This is a genomic window from Sinomonas albida, from assembly GCF_004919045.1.
Classification (GTDB): Bacteria; Actinomycetota; Actinomycetes; order Actinomycetales; family Micrococcaceae; genus Sinomonas; species Sinomonas albida.
The window spans coordinates 81,763-95,697 of sequence record NZ_SWDW01000004.1; the positions used below are offsets into that span (position 1 = coordinate 81,763).

The 13,935-nt window shown below is 69.5% G+C and carries 13 protein-coding genes; all 13 read left to right on the forward strand.

What is annotated here, in order from left to right:
• Nucleotides 1–2: 2 nt before the first annotated feature.
• Nucleotides 3–1,139: an undecaprenyldiphospho-muramoylpentapeptide beta-N-acetylglucosaminyltransferase gene (murG, locus tag E6A26_RS05085; RefSeq protein ID WP_136610117.1), complete on the forward strand. Its 1,137-nt coding sequence runs from the start codon at nt 3–5 to the stop codon at nt 1,137–1,139.
• Entirely contained in the window at nt 1,136–2,560 is a 1,425-nt protein-coding gene (gene murC, locus E6A26_RS05090; RefSeq protein WP_234865072.1) for a UDP-N-acetylmuramate--L-alanine ligase, read from the forward strand. Before murG ends, murC begins: the two co-directional genes overlap by 4 nt.
• Nucleotides 2,553–3,677 (forward strand): FtsQ-type POTRA domain-containing protein, encoded by a 1,125-nt coding sequence (locus tag E6A26_RS05095; protein ID WP_136610118.1) that lies wholly within the window; start codon nt 2,553–2,555, stop codon nt 3,675–3,677. The genes murC and E6A26_RS05095 overlap by 8 nt, the downstream gene beginning before the upstream one ends.
• 178 nt (nt 3,678–3,855) lie before the next feature.
• Nucleotides 3,856–5,073: a cell division protein FtsZ gene (ftsZ, locus tag E6A26_RS05100; protein ID WP_136610119.1), complete on the forward strand. Its 1,218-nt coding sequence runs from the start codon at nt 3,856–3,858 to the stop codon at nt 5,071–5,073.
• Nucleotides 5,070–5,810, forward strand: a complete 741-nt coding sequence (locus E6A26_RS05105; protein WP_136610120.1) for a polyphenol oxidase family protein — start codon at nt 5,070–5,072, stop codon at nt 5,808–5,810. The genes ftsZ and E6A26_RS05105 overlap by 4 nt, the downstream gene beginning before the upstream one ends.
• A complete protein-coding gene (locus E6A26_RS05110; RefSeq protein ID WP_136610121.1) occupies nt 5,803–6,525 on the forward strand; it encodes a YggS family pyridoxal phosphate-dependent enzyme in 723 nt (240 codons plus the stop codon). Before E6A26_RS05105 ends, E6A26_RS05110 begins: the two co-directional genes overlap by 8 nt.
• Before the next feature lie 73 nt (nt 6,526–6,598).
• Complete coding sequence (locus E6A26_RS05115; protein WP_136610122.1) at nt 6,599–7,132, forward strand: cell division protein SepF; 534 nt, start codon at nt 6,599–6,601, stop codon at nt 7,130–7,132.
• A 7-nt stretch (nt 7,133–7,139) separates the two neighbouring features.
• On the forward strand, nt 7,140–7,427 hold the full coding sequence (locus E6A26_RS05120) for a YggT family protein (protein ID WP_136610123.1): 288 nt from the start codon (nt 7,140–7,142) through the stop codon (nt 7,425–7,427).
• Nucleotides 7,428–7,567: 140 nt separating this feature from the next.
• Complete coding sequence (locus E6A26_RS05125) at nt 7,568–8,200, forward strand: DivIVA domain-containing protein (RefSeq protein ID WP_136610124.1); 633 nt, start codon at nt 7,568–7,570, stop codon at nt 8,198–8,200.
• Between the two features lie 72 nt (nt 8,201–8,272).
• Nucleotides 8,273–8,902 (forward strand): signal peptidase II, encoded by a 630-nt coding sequence (gene lspA / locus E6A26_RS05130; RefSeq protein ID WP_234865074.1) that lies wholly within the window; start codon nt 8,273–8,275, stop codon nt 8,900–8,902.
• Nucleotides 8,895–9,815, forward strand: a complete 921-nt coding sequence (locus E6A26_RS05135; protein WP_136610126.1) for an RluA family pseudouridine synthase — start codon at nt 8,895–8,897, stop codon at nt 9,813–9,815. Before lspA ends, E6A26_RS05135 begins: the two co-directional genes overlap by 8 nt.
• An 82-nt stretch (nt 9,816–9,897) precedes the next feature.
• Nucleotides 9,898–13,431 (forward strand): DNA polymerase III subunit alpha, encoded by a 3,534-nt coding sequence (gene dnaE / locus E6A26_RS05140; RefSeq protein ID WP_136610127.1) that lies wholly within the window; start codon nt 9,898–9,900, stop codon nt 13,429–13,431.
• A gap of 10 nt (nt 13,432–13,441) precedes the next feature.
• Complete coding sequence (locus E6A26_RS05145; RefSeq protein ID WP_136610128.1) at nt 13,442–13,927, forward strand: hypothetical protein; 486 nt, start codon at nt 13,442–13,444, stop codon at nt 13,925–13,927.
• Nucleotides 13,928–13,935: the final 8 nt, after the last annotated feature.

Below are 13,935 nucleotides of genomic sequence, written 5' to 3' on the forward strand. Positions count from 1 at the left end.
CAATGCCCCCTCAGGACCCCTCCGGCACCGCACCGCGCCCACGTCAGTCCGGTCCGTCCGTCGTCCTCGCGGGCGGTGGAACGGCGGGGCACATCAGCCCGCTCCTGGCGATCGCGCGAGCCGTCGTGCGCCACAGCCCCGGCGCGCGGATCCTCGCCGTGGGAACAGAGTCGGGCATGGAGACGCGGCTCGTGCCCGCGGCAGGCTTCGAGCTCGCCACGATCGACCGGGTCCCGCTCCCGCGGAAGCCGACCCTCGACCTCGTGCGCCTGCCCGCGCGGCTCAGAAACGCGGTGCGCCAGGCCGAGCGCGTGCTCGAGCAGGCGCACGCCGACGTGCTCGTGGGCGTGGGCGGCTACGTTTGCACGCCGATGTACTTCGCGGCGAGGCGGCGCGGCACGCCGATCGTCATCCATGAGGCGAACACCCGGGCGGGGCTCGCCAACCGCGTGGGCGCCCTGTTCACCGAGCGCGTCGGCAAGGCCTTCCCGGAGACGAGGCTGCGGCACTCCCGCCTCGTCGGGATGCCCATGCGGCGCGAGGTCTCGAGGCTTCGCCGGGCCGAGGCCCGCGAGGGCGCGAGGCGGGCGCTCGGGCTCGATGCGGAGCGGCCGACCCTCGTCGTGACCGGAGGCTCGTCCGGCGCCCTGAGCATCAACCGCGCCCTCGCGGCGTCCCTTCCGGCGCTCGCGGCGGCCGGTGTCCAGACGCTGCACATCACGGGCCGCGGCAAGGCCGTCACGCGCGAAGGTGGCGAGCCCCTCGCCGCTGACGGATACCACCAGGTCGAGTACGTCGACGGGATGGAGACCGCGTACGCGGCCGCTGACCTCCTCGTGTGCCGCGCGGGCGCGGGCACGGTGTGCGAGGTGGCGGCGGCGGGCGTCCCCGCCGTGTTCGTGCCGCTCCCGATTGGCAACGGCGAGCAGGCCCTCAACGCGCGCGGCCTCGTCGAGGCCGGTGCCGCGCTGCTCGTGCGGGACGCCGACTTCACGCCGGGGTGGCTTGCACGGGAGGTCGTGCCCCTCGTGGCTGATGGGGGCAGGCTTGAAGAGATGTCCAGGCGCGCGGAGGCCCTGGGCATCCGCGATGCGGACGAGGCGATGGCGGCGATGGTCATGGAGGCGGTGAACGCGTGACGGGACATGAGGCACAGCGGCTGGGGGAGGAGCTCGCCCAGCTCGGGCGCGTGCACTTCATCGGTGTCGGCGGCGTGGGCATGTCCGCGGTGGCGCGCGTCATGGTCGCTCGCGGCGTGCCGGTGAGCGGGTCCGATGCGAAGGATCTCCCGGTCATGCGCGATCTCGCGGCGCTCGGCGCCCGCATCGCGGTCGGGTATGACGCAGCGAACCTCGGGGACGCCGAGACGGTCGTGGCCGGCTCGGCGATCCGGCCGGACAACCCCGAACTGGCCGAGGCCCGATCGCGGGGACTGCGCGTCCTCCACCGCTCGGAAGGGCTCGCGGCCACGATGGCCGGAAGCCGGGTGCTCGCCGTGGCGGGCACCCACGGCAAGACGACCACGACGTCCATGGCCACGTGGATGCTGCGCGGCGCGGGCCTCGACCCGAGCTTCGCGATCGGTGCGAACGTCCCGGCCCTCGGCGTCAACGCCGCGTCGGGCGCCACGGACGTGTTCGTTGCCGAGGCCGACGAATCGGACGCGTCCTTCCTCAACTACCGCCCGCTCGTGGAGATCATCACGAATGTCGAGGCGGATCACCTCGACCACTACGGGACGGCCCAAGCGGTCCACGCCGCGTTCGACGAGTTCGCGCGGCTCCTTCCGCCGAGCGGCCTCCTGGTTGCGTGTGCCGACGATCCCGGGGCGCGTGGGGTGGCCGAGCGCGCGCGGGAGGCAGCGCACGACGGCGGCCCCCGGGTGGTGCTCTACGGCACCGCCGAGGAGGCGGACCTGAGGCTCCTGCAGGGCGCCGAAGGCGCGACGCTCGCGTGGGCCGGCGGCTCGGCGCGGCTCCCGCTGGCCGTCCCCGGGACGCACAACGCGCTCAACGCGGCGGGCGCGTTCGCCGCCGTCGTCCTCGGCCTCGGTGCCGAACCGCAGGCCGCCGCGGCGTCGCTCGCCTCGTTCACCGGCGCTGCGCGCCGCTTCGAGCTCAAGGGCGAGGCCAACGGGATTCGTGTGTACGACGACTACGCACACCATCCCACGGAGGTCCGCGCGGCGCTGGCGGCTGCCCGGAGCGTGGCCGGCCGCGGGCGCGTGCACGTGCTGTTCCAGCCGCACCTGTTCTCGCGGACGCGGGAATTCGCGGCCGCGTTCGCCGAGGCGCTCTCCGCCGCGGACACGGTGCGCGTCCTCGACATCTATCCGGCGCGCGAAGACCCGATCCCGGGCGTGACGAGCCGTCTCGTCACGGACGCCCTGCCCGCGGGTTCATATGCGTCGTCGCCCGAGCTCGCCGTAGCCGAGATCGCGGGCCTCGCGGCACCGGGGGACATCGTGCTCACGGTGGGGGCAGGCGATGTGACCGCCCAAGGGCCGGCTCTCGTCGAGGCCCTGCTGGCCCGTGGCCAGGGGGAGCCGCCGCATGCCTAGCCCGCGCAAGCCCCGCGTCCCGCGCACGGGAAGCGGCCAGAGCTCCCCGCGCAGCAGCTTCCAGGACGACGAGGCGCTTGACGCGTCGCGGCTCGCCTCCGAGCCGACGGGGGAGGAGCGAAGCCGGGTCTCGCTCGGCTCATCGTCCAAGGTCACGGTCCTGCGGCCGGTCCGCGACGGGGACCACGGGGACCACGGGGAAGACTACGCCGACTTCGCCGACGAGTGGCACGAGGCGCCAGAGGACAGCCACGACGAGGACACGGCCGACGCGTCCGAGGACGAGGAACCGCGTCCGCCCAAGCCGGCCCGGACGCGCGGCTGGGGCGCTCGGCGGGCGCGCAAGGCTGCCGCGGCCAAGGCCGCGGAGGAGGCTGCCGCCTCCCGCGACGTCCTGGCGTTCCCCGTGCCCCGAGCGCGCCGCGTCCGGCGCCGCGTGATCGTCATCGCCGCGTCCGCGGTCGCGCTCGTCGCCGGGATCATGGCACTCCTCGTGTTCTCGCCCGTGCTCGCCGTGCGAACCATCACGGTCGAGGGCACCAAGATGCTCGCGCCCGCCCAGGTGGTAGCGGCGCTCAAGCCGATCCAGGGGCGTCCGCTTCCCCTCGTCGGCCCGGACGATGTCTCGCGGCTCGTGACCCCCATCGTTCAGGTCAAGTCGGTGCGGACCCGTGCCGTGCCGCCCAACACGCTGCTCGTCACGGTCGTCGAGCGCGTCCCAGTGGCGCTCGTGAAGCAGTCTGACGGGTTCTCCGTCGTGGATGGCGACGGCGTCGAGATCGCGAAGACCAAGGACCAGTCCGCGTTCGCGGTTCCCGTCATCGATGCCTCCGGCGCCCCGATCGCCCACCCGACCTTCCTGGCCATCACGAGCGTGCTCGGGGCGCTGCCCGCGGATGTCCTCTCGCAGCTCGCGACCGCGAAAGCCGACTCGGTCGACTCGGTCCAGCTCAAGCTCGCGGACGGCAAGACCGTCATCTGGGGCAACTCGCAGGACCGCGACCTCAAGGCCAAGGTGCTCGCGGCACTCATGAAGACCAACGCGACTCCGGTCAAGGGCCAGCCCCCCGTGACGGTCTATGACGTGAGCACGCCTCGGCATCCGGTCACGCGATAATGCGTCCCCGCACGGCAAAGCGCGCGACACGCCTAGGCGGTCGTTGCACCGAGGAATCGCTGCAAATACCGTCTTCAACAAGAGCTAGTTGACATAACTATAACCTTCGACTTGAGGGTTAAGGTTGTAGGGATCCAGCTTCTTGCAGAACCAGCAGGCTTCGAACAAGGGACTCAACGTGGCAGCACCGCAGAACTACTTGGCCGTCATCAAGGTCGTCGGCATCGGCGGCGGTGGCGTGAACGCAGTCAACCGCATGATCGAAGTCGGTCTGCGAGGCGTGGAATTCATCGCCATCAACACGGACGCCCAGGCGCTGCTCATGAGCGACGCGGACGTCAAGCTCGACGTCGGCCGCGAACTCACCCGTGGTCTTGGTGCCGGCGCGAACCCCGAGGTCGGCCGCCAGGCAGCCGAGGACCACTCGGATGAGATCGAAGAGGTCCTCCGCGGCGCGGACATGGTCTTCGTCACGGCAGGCGAGGGCGGCGGGACGGGAACCGGCGGCGCGCCCGTCGTGGCCCGGATCGCCCGCTCGCTCGGCGCGCTCACCATCGGTGTCGTCACCCGTCCGTTCACGTTCGAGGGCCGCCGCCGCGCGAGCTCCGCCGAGAACGGCATCGAGGCGCTCCGCGACGAGGTGGATACGCTCATCGTCATTCCGAACGACCGGCTGCTCTCGATCAGCGACCGCAACGTGTCGGTGCTCGACGCGTTCCGCTCGGCCGATCAGGTTCTGCTCTCTGGCGTCCAGGGCATCACGGACCTCATCACGACCCCCGGCCTCATCAACCTCGACTTCGCCGACGTCAAGTCCGTCATGCAGGGCGCTGGTTCCGCCCTCATGGGCATCGGCTCGGCGCGCGGCGAGGATCGTGCGGTCAAGGCCGCGGAGCTCGCGATCGCCTCGCCGCTCCTCGAGGCCTCGATCGACGGCGCCCACGGCGTGCTTCTCTCGATTCAGGGCGGCAGCGACCTCGGCCTGTTCGAGATCAACGAGGCCGCGCGCCTCGTCCAGGAGGTCGCGCACCCCGAGGCGAACATCATCTTCGGCGCGGTCATCGACGATGCCCTCGGCGACGAGGCTCGCGTGACGGTCATCGCGGCGGGCTTCGACGACGTCAAGGCGACGTCGCCGTCGCTCGAGGACACGAAGGCCAAGGCTGCCGCGCAGCAGGCCGCCGCAGCGGCGTCGTCGGCCGTCCCGGCGGCGCCCCAGGCGCCGTCGACGCCGCGACCGTCCGCGCAGCCCACGCCGTCCCACGCGGGCCTGAGCCAGTGGAGCCAGTCCCACTCGACGGCCGATTCCGGCTTCGATGTCGAGCTTCCGGCCGTAGTCGAGCCGGACCTCTCGGGTTCGCGCGACGATCTCGACGTGCCCGACTTCCTCAAGTGACGCTCGGGGCATCCGCCCCCACCCCGCGTGGGGGCGGGGCGGAAGGATTCTTCTGGTGGCGCCGGGACATCCGTCCCGGCGTCACCGCCGCATTCACGCGGGTTTCTGCGGGCAACCTCGCCTTTCATGTCGGAACGGACGACGGCGGCGTGCGCGCAAGTCGCGCGGCGCTGGCCCGGGCCGCCGGCGTAGACCGTTTCCAGTACATGGAGCAGGTACACGGGAACACGGCCGTCTGGGCCGAGGATGCGGGAGAGATCCCGGTCGCGGACGCCCTCCTCTCTCGTGGCGCGCCTGTGGCAGTCATGGTCGCCGACTGTGTCCCGATCCTGCTCGTCGGGGAGCTCCCGGATGGTTCGCCAGCGCTCGGTGCGGTCCACGCGGGGCGAGTGGGTCTCGCGGTCGGCGTGATCCCCGCGGCGATTTCGGCACTGCGGGACGCGGGCGCCGAAGGCCTCGAAGCCTGGATCGGACCGAGTATCTGCGGGCGCTGCTACGAGGTCCCGGCCGCGCTCCGCGACGAGGTCGAGGCAGCGGTGCCCGGGACGGCCTCGACGACCTCGTGGGGGACGCCCGCGCTCGACCTGCCCGCCGGCGTCGACGTCCAGCTCGCTGCAGCGGGCGTCGTGGTCCACGCGGAGGCGGGCGGATGCACGCTCGAGGAGGAGCAGCTCTTCTCCCACCGCCGGGCCCCGGGGCAGGGCCGGTTCGCAGGCCTGGTGTGGGCGCATGCCTGATCGGGACGCCCGGCGAGCCGAGCTCGCCGCAAACCTCGAACGGGTCCGTGGCCGGATCTCCGCTGCGGCGCGGGCTGCCCGACGGGACGACGAGCCCCGGCTCATCGTCGTGACGAAATTCCATCCCGCTGAGGACGTGCGGCTGCTCGCCGGGCTCGGCGTGACCGAGGTCGGCGAGAACCGGGAGCAGGAGGCTACCGCGAAGGCCGCCAAGCTCACGGACCTCGGGCTCTCGTGGCACTTCATCGGCCAGCTCCAGTCGAACAAGGCCAAGAACGTGGTGCGCTACGCGGACACCGTCCATTCGGTGGACCGGCCGTCGCTCGTGGCGGCACTCGAGAAGGCTGTTCTCCATGAGCCGGAACGAGCCGGGCGTCCACCCCTCGCGTGCCTCCTCCAGGTGAACCTCGATGAGGACGCGGCGCCCGGGCGCGGGGGAGCACTGCCCGCCGAGCTGGGGCGGCTGGGAGACCTCGTGGCCCGTGCCGACGGGCTGCGGCTCGCGGGCGTCATGGCGGTCGCGCCGCTGGGTGAGGATCCCGCGCGGGCCTTCGAACGTCTTGCCTCATGTGCCGAGAAGCTGCGCGGGGACCATCCAGATGCGAGGATGGTGTCTGCGGGAATGAGCCAAGACCTCGAACAGGCCATCGCGGCAGGCGCGACACACGTGCGGATCGGTACCGATGTCCTCGGTCCCCGGCCACGCGTGCTGTAGCGTCGAATCGTCGGGACCTCTAGGGCCGGGACCCGTGCACGAGGACCGCGTGGCCCGAGTACAGGAGTCGAGCATGGCCGGAGTTATGCGGAAGACCATGGTTTACCTCGGCCTCGCAGACAGCGATGAGCAGTTCGAGGCCGAGGCCCATCACGCCCGCACGGAAACCACACGTACGGAAGAGGACAAGCCGGTGCACACCGAGCGCGAAGAACGTCGCCAGTCACTCGCAACCCGCGAGCCTGCCGCCGCAGAGGTCGAGGAGTACCGGGCCCCGGTGACGCCTATCAAGCGCGCCGCTGCCGTGCGCGAAGACGGCGGCCTCCGCCAGATCACCACGGTGCACCCGCGTTCGTACAATGACGCCAAGGTCATCGGTGAGAGCTTCCGCGAAGGCATCCCCGTGATCATGAACGTGACCGACATGGGCGAGGCGGACGCCAAGCGCCTGGTCGACTTCTCTGCCGGCCTCGTGTTCGGCATGCACGGCAGCATCGAGCGCGTCACCAACAAGGTGTTCCTGCTCACTCCCGCGACGATCGAAGTCCTCGGCGAGGACAAGAAGACGACGAGCGACGGGACCACGAGCTTCTTCAACCAGAGCTGAGCTTCGCGTGGCCATTGTCTGGGCAATTGCGTATGTGCTCCTCGATCTCCTCCTGGTAGGTCTCGTGGGGCGCCTTGTACTGGACTGGGTTCAGTCGTTTGCCCGATCATGGCGCCCGCGCGGCATTTCGCTGGTTGCCGCGAGCGCCATCTATTCGATGACCGATCCGCCCATGCGCCTGTCGAGGAGGCTCTTCAAGCCGGTTCGGCTTGGTGGCCTGAGTCTCGATGTCGCGTTCATCGTCCTCGTGCTCGCGGTGTACATCGCTATGGATATCGTTCGGAATCTCGCGTAGGTTCTTAGCAAAAGGTCCGGGGCTTCTCCTGAGCCGCACTTAGGTGCTAAGGCGGAAAGTAGAGCGACCGGGTGAATGTCAGTTACGGTAGTCGGGGAGGCGCAAGCCGTCCGACTGACAAGACCAAATGAGGTGAGCAGATGGCTCTGACGCCAGAAGATGTCGTCAACAAGCGATTCCAGCCGACCAAGTTCCGCGAGGGCTACGACCAGGACGAGGTTGATGACTTTCTTGACGAGATCGTCATTGAGCTGCGTCGGCTGAACCAGGAGAACGACGAGCTCCGTAAGAAGGTCGCCGAGCTCACCTCCAAGGGCGGCGTCTCGGCACCGGAGAAGCCGGCTGCCGAAGAGGCCAAGCCGGCCGAGGTCGCCAAGCCGGCCCCGATCGCTCCGGCTCCCGCGCCGGTCCCCGCCGCGACCTCGGCGTCGTCTGTCACGCAGACGGCCGAGTCCGCCGCAGGCCTCCTCGCGATGGCACAGCAGATGCACGACAAGCACGTCCAGGACGGCGTCGACCAGCGCGACAAGATCATCGCCGAGGCCCAGATCGAGGCGAGCAGCCTCGTGAGCGAGGCTCAGGAGAAGTCCCGCAAGACTCTCGGTGCCCTCGAGCAGCAGCGCTCGGTCCTCGAGCGCAAGGTCGAGCAGCTCCGCGGCTTCGAGCGCGACTACCGCGCTCGCCTCAAGGCCTACATCGAGGGTCAGCTGCGCGATCTCGACGCCCGCGGGTCTGTGGTGTCGAACGAGATCCCCGACAACGCCGAGGTCTAAGTCAGAAGTTCGTCTGAGCCGGCGGCCGCACTTCACGCGGTCGCCGGCTTCGGCATGCCAAGGGAAAACAGCATGGACAATTCCACCCCGACGCCGCCCTCACAGGACGCGGCGCCGCCGCCCGCCGCGCGTGGCCGCGTGGCGTGGCGGGCGATTGGTGTGCTCGCCGCCCTTGCGGTCGTGGCCTACCTCGCCGACCAGCTCACCAAGCTCTGGGTGACGAGCACGATGACGGAGGGCGACCGTATCGCCGTCATCCCGCCGCTCGTGCACTGGTACTACATCCGCAACTCGGGCGCCGCGTTCTCGATTGGCGAGAACGTGACGTGGGTCTTCAGCATCATCATGACGGTCGTGGCGGTCGCGATCATCGTCTATGCGCGGCGGGTTCGGTCGATCGGCTGGGGCGTTGCGCTCGGGCTCGTCCTCGGCGGCGCCCTCGGCAACCTCACGGACCGCCTGTTCCGCGAGCCTTCATTCGGCATGGGCCACGTGGTCGACTTCATCCAGCTGCCGAATTTCGCGATCTTCAACGTTGCCGACTCGTGTGTCGTGAGCGGCGTGGCGCTCATCTGCCTGCTCACTCTTCTCGGGATCGGCGCCGACGGGACCCGCCACGCGAAGCACGAGGCGAGGGCCGACGGCCCCGCTGCGGGCACGGGGTCCGGCGGGGAAGAGCGGCCGGGGACGCCGGGTGCCTGAGCGGCACACAGTCCCCGAAGAACTGGCCGGGGCACGGGCCGACGCCGGCCTCGCCGCGCTCCTCGGGCTCTCACGATCAGCGGCAGCCCAGATCCTCTCGAGCGGCCACGTGCACATGGACGGCAAGCCCCTCGGGAAGTCGGACCGGCTGAGCGTCGGCGCAGAGCTCGATATCGACGCGCCAGAGCAGCGCGATCCCCTGGAAGTGGTGGTAGAACACGTGGACGGCCTCGAGATCCTCCTCGACGACGAGGACTTCGTCGTCGTGGACAAGCCTGTGGGCGTCGCCGCGCATCCGTCCCCCGGCTGGGTCGGCCCCACGGTCGTGGGCGGCCTCGCCGCGGATGGCTTCCGCATCTCGACGTCCGGCGCTCCCGAGCGCGCGGGGATCGTCCACAGGCTCGACGTCGGCACGTCCGGCGCCATGGTCGTCGCGAAGACGGAGCACGCCTACACCGTGCTCAAGCGCGCGTTCAAGGAACGCACGGTGGAGAAGGTGTACCACGCCGTGGTCCAGGGCCTCCCGGACCCCCTCGAGGGAACCATCGATGCGCCCATCGGACGGCATCCGGGCTATGACTGGCGCTTCGCCGTCGTCGAGGACGGCCGCGATTCGGTGACGCACTACGAGGTGCTCGAGGCGTTCGGCCGGGCGAGCCTCGTCGAGGTCCACCTCGAGACCGGCAGGACCCACCAGATCAGGGTTCATTTCTCTGCCCTGCACCATCCCTGCGCCGGGGACCTGACGTATGGAGCGGATCCGCGCCTCGCCGCGGACCTCGGGCTCACGCGGCAGTGGCTCCACGCGCACCGACTCGGCTTCGCGCACCCCCGTACCGGCGAATGGGTCGAGGTCACGAGCCCCTACCCGGCGGACCTCCAGTTCGCGATCGACGCCCTCCGCGGCAACTGACCCTGCGCCCACCGTCCCGGCCCGCTCGGAGCGACCGGCGCGGCAGCGCGGAGCGGGCGCGCACCGAGCCTAGACTGGTGCGGTGACTTCCAGCGGTTCGTTCGTGCACCTCCACAACCACACCGAGTATTCGATGCTCGACGGCGCGGCGCGGCTGGGCGATCTGTTCAGTCACGCCGAGGAACTGGGCATGAACGCCGTCGCGACGACGGACCACGGCTTCGTCTTCGGGGCCTTCGACTTCTGGAAGAAGGCCACCGACGCCGGCATCAAGCCGATCGTCGGAGTCGAGGCCTATCTGACGCCGGGCACCGCCCGCCAGGACAAGACCCGAGTGCGCTGGGGCGACGGCGGCCGCAACGACGTCTCCGGTGCCGGCGCCTACACGCACATGACGATGTGGGCCGAGACCACCCAGGGCATGCACAACCTCTTCAGGATGTCGTCGCTCGCGTCGCTCGAGGGCTACCTGTACAAGCCGCGCATGGACCGCGAACTCCTCCAGACCTACGGGAAGGGCCTCATCGCGACCACGGGGTGCCCGTCCGGCGAGGTCCAGACGAAGCTCCGGCTCGGCCTGTATCGGGAGGCCCGGGAGGCGGCCGCGGAGTTCCGCGAGATCTTCGGCCGGGACAACTTCTTCTGCGAGGTCATGGACCACGGGCTCGACATCGAGCGTGGGGTCCAGGCCGATCTGATCAAGCTCGCGAAGGACCTCGGACTCCCGCTCGTCGCGACGAACGATCTCCACTACACGCACGCCGAGGACGCCTCGAGCCACGCCGCGCTCCTGTGTGTCCAGTCCGGCTCGACGCTCGCCGACCCCAAGCGGTTCAAGTTCGACGCCGACGAGTTCTACCTCAAGTCCCCGGCCGAGATGCGCGCGATCTTCAGCGACCATCCCGAGGCCTGCGACAACACCCTGCTCATCGCCGAGCGCTGCAACGTCGAGTTCAACACCAAGGCCAGCTACATGCCGCGCTTCCCCTGCCCCGAGGGGGAGAACGAGGAGTCGTGGTTCGTCAAGGAGGTCGAGCGCGGGCTTCAGTACCGATTCCCGCAGGGCATCCCGGACGATGTCCGCAAGCAGGCCGAATACGAGATCGGGATTATCACCCAGATGGGATTCCCGGGCTACTTCCTGGTCGTCGCCGACTTCATCAACTGGGCGAAGGACAACGGTATCCGCGTGGGGCCGGGACGCGGGTCCGGCGCGGGCTCGATGGCCGCCTACGCCATGCGCATCACCGACCTCAATCCGCTGGCCCACGGCCTCATCTTCGAGCGCTTCCTCAACCCGGACCGCGTCTCGATGCCCGACTTCGACGTCGACTTCGATGATCGCCGCCGCCCCGAGGTCATCAAGTACGTGACCGAGAAGTATGGAGACGACCGCGTCGCGATGATCGTCACGTACGGCACCATCAAGGCCAAGCAGGCCCTCAAGGACTCCTCGCGCGTGCTCGGCTACCCCTTCTCCGTGGGGGAGCGGCTCACGAAGGCCATGCCGCCGGACGTCATGGGCAAGGGCATGCCTCTCGCGGACATCCACAACTCCGAGGCGAAGCGCTACGGCGAGGCCGAGGAGATGCGCGAGCTGCTGCGCTCGGACGCGGACGCGCAGCGCGTGTTCGAGACGGCCCTCGGCCTCGAGGGGCTCAAGCGCCAGTGGGGCGTCCACGCCGCCGGCGTCATCATGTCCTCGCACCCGCTCATCGACATCGTCCCGATCATGCGCCGTGAGCAGGACGGCCAGATCATCACGCAGTTCGACTACCCGACGTGTGAGGGCCTCGGCCTCATCAAGATGGACTTCCTCGGCCTGAGGAATCTCACGATCATCACGGACGCCCTCGACAACATCAAGCTCAACCGCGACCACGTGCTCGACCTCGAGCGGCTCGAACTCGACGACGTGGCGTCCTACGAGCTGCTCGCGCGTGGCGACACCCTGGGGGTCTTCCAGCTCGACGGCGGCCCCATGCGCTCGCTCCTCAAGCTCATGCGCCCGGACAACTTCGAGGACATCTCCGCCGTCCTGGCCCTCTACAGGCCGGGTCCGATGGGTGCGAACGCGCACACGAACTACGCGCTCCGCAAGAACGGCCTGCAGGACATCACCCCGATCCACCCGGAGCTCGCGGAGCCACTCGAGGACATCTTGGGCGGGACCTACGGCCTGATCGTGTATCAGGAGCAGGTCATGGCCATCGCTCAGAAGCTCGCGGGCTACTCGCTCGGGCAGGCCGATATCCTGCGCCGCGCCATGGGCAAGAAGAAGAAGTCCGAGCTGGACAAGCAGTTCGAGGGATTCTCGAACGGCATGCTCGAGCGAGGCTACTCCAAAGAGGCGATCAAGACCCTCTGGGACATCCTGCTGCCGTTCTCCGACTACGCGTTCAACAAGGCCCACTCCGCGGCCTACGGCGTCGTCTCGTACTGGACGGCGTACCTCAAGGCACACTATCCGGCCGAATACATGGCCGCGCTCCTGACCTCCGTCGGCGACGACAAGGACAAGCTCGCGATGTACCTCAACGAATGCCGTCGCATGGGCATCACTGTCCTTCCGCCGGACGTCAACGAGTCCGAGCTCAACTTCACTCCTGTCGGCAGCGACATCCGCTTCGGAATGGGCGCGATCCGCAACGTCGGGGCGAACGTGGTCCACTCGATGGTCGAGGCGCGCTCGGAGAAGGGCGCGTTCACGGGCTTCAGCGATTTCCTCCAGAAGGTGCCCGCCGTCGTCTGCAACAAGCGGACCATCGAATCCCTCATCAAGGCCGGTGCCTTCGACTCGTTGGGGCACCCGCGCCGCTCGCTCGCCATGGTGCACGAGGAGGCGGTGGACGCCGTGATCGTACTCAAGCGCAACGAGGCGGCCAACCAGTTCGACCTCTTCAGCGCGTTCGACGGCGGCGACGGCTCGCTCGGCGCCGGCCTCGCGGTCGAGATCCCGGATCTCCCCGAGTGGGAGAAGAAGGACCGCCTCGCGTTCGAGCGCGACATGCTGGGACTGTACGTCTCGGACCACCCCCTGCAGGGCCTCGAGGGCGTGCTCGAGGGGCATGCCGACCACGCCATCTCCCAGCTCATTTCGGACGAGGGCCCCGCGGACGGCTCGATCGTGACGATCGCCGGCATGATCACGTCGTTGAGCCGCCGCATCGCGAAGGCGAGCGGCAACGCGTACGCGCGGGCAGAGATCGAAGACCTCGGCGCGTCGATGGAGGTCATGTTCTTCGGGCAGGTCTACGGCCCGATCTCCTCGATCCTGGCCGAGGATCTCATCGTGGTGATCAAGGGCCGTCTGCAGCGCCGGGACGACGGCGCCGTGACGCTCAGCGCGATGGAGCTCACGGTGCCGGACCTGAGCCAGGCCGACGGTGGTCCGGTGGTCATCTCGATGCCGACCCACAAGGCCACCGAGCGGATCGTCACGCGGCTGGGCGAGGTCCTCAAGACCCACCCGGGGCACAGCGAAGTGCAGCTCAGGCTGCACGGGACACGGAGCATCGAGGTCATGAAGCTCGGCGTTCACCTGCGCGTGAATCCGAACCCCGCGCTGTTCGGCGACCTCAAGGTCCTCCTCGGTCCCGCGTGCCTCGATGCGTGAGGAGGGGGACGTGATGGAAGCCGCGCCGGCGCAGCGCCTCCTGCCCAGCCTCGCCACGATGATCCGGTGGTTCGCGCTGCCCGCCGCGGCCGGGCCCGTGCTCGGCGTGGCCTGGTGGCTCGCGGCCCCCGGCGGCCGGCTGTATGGGGACGGCTCGGACTTCGGCCAGTGGATCTCGCGCGACTTCGTGTTTGTCGGGCTGGCAGCGGTGGCGGCGGTCGTCGTCGTGGTCTTCGCGGTCCGGGCGCACGAACGCTTCGGTTTCGCGGGGCGCTACCTCGCAGGCCTTGTCGGCTCGGGCGCCGGAAGCGTGCTCATGTGGCTCACGGGCGTGGGCCTCGGCCAGCTGCTCGGGTCGTCGCGGTCGGACCCCAGCGTCGACGGCTCGGCGTTCGGCCTCCACGCGTTGAGCGCCCTCGCGCTGTGGCCGGGGATCGTCGCCGTCGTCGTCCTCGGGCTCGTCACGGTCCTCTGGAGCCCGCCCACCCGACCCTGAGCCCGCCC

What these genes read in the sequence shown, in the direction of transcription:
- lspA (WP_234865074.1), top strand. Translation starts at nt 8,273, where the DNA reads ATGGACAATTCCACCCCGACGCCGCCCTCACAGGACGCGGCGCCGCCG.
- E6A26_RS05110 (WP_136610121.1), top strand. Translation starts at nt 5,803, where the DNA reads ATGCCTGATCGGGACGCCCGGCGAGCCGAGCTCGCCGCAAACCTCGAA.
- E6A26_RS05115 (WP_136610122.1), top strand. Translation starts at nt 6,599, where the DNA reads ATGGCCGGAGTTATGCGGAAGACCATGGTTTACCTCGGCCTCGCAGAC.
- E6A26_RS05125 (WP_136610124.1), top strand. Translation starts at nt 7,568, where the DNA reads ATGGCTCTGACGCCAGAAGATGTCGTCAACAAGCGATTCCAGCCGACC.
- murG (WP_136610117.1), top strand. Translation starts at nt 3, where the DNA reads ATGCCCCCTCAGGACCCCTCCGGCACCGCACCGCGCCCACGTCAGTCC.
- E6A26_RS05095 (WP_136610118.1), top strand. Translation starts at nt 2,553, where the DNA reads ATGCCTAGCCCGCGCAAGCCCCGCGTCCCGCGCACGGGAAGCGGCCAG.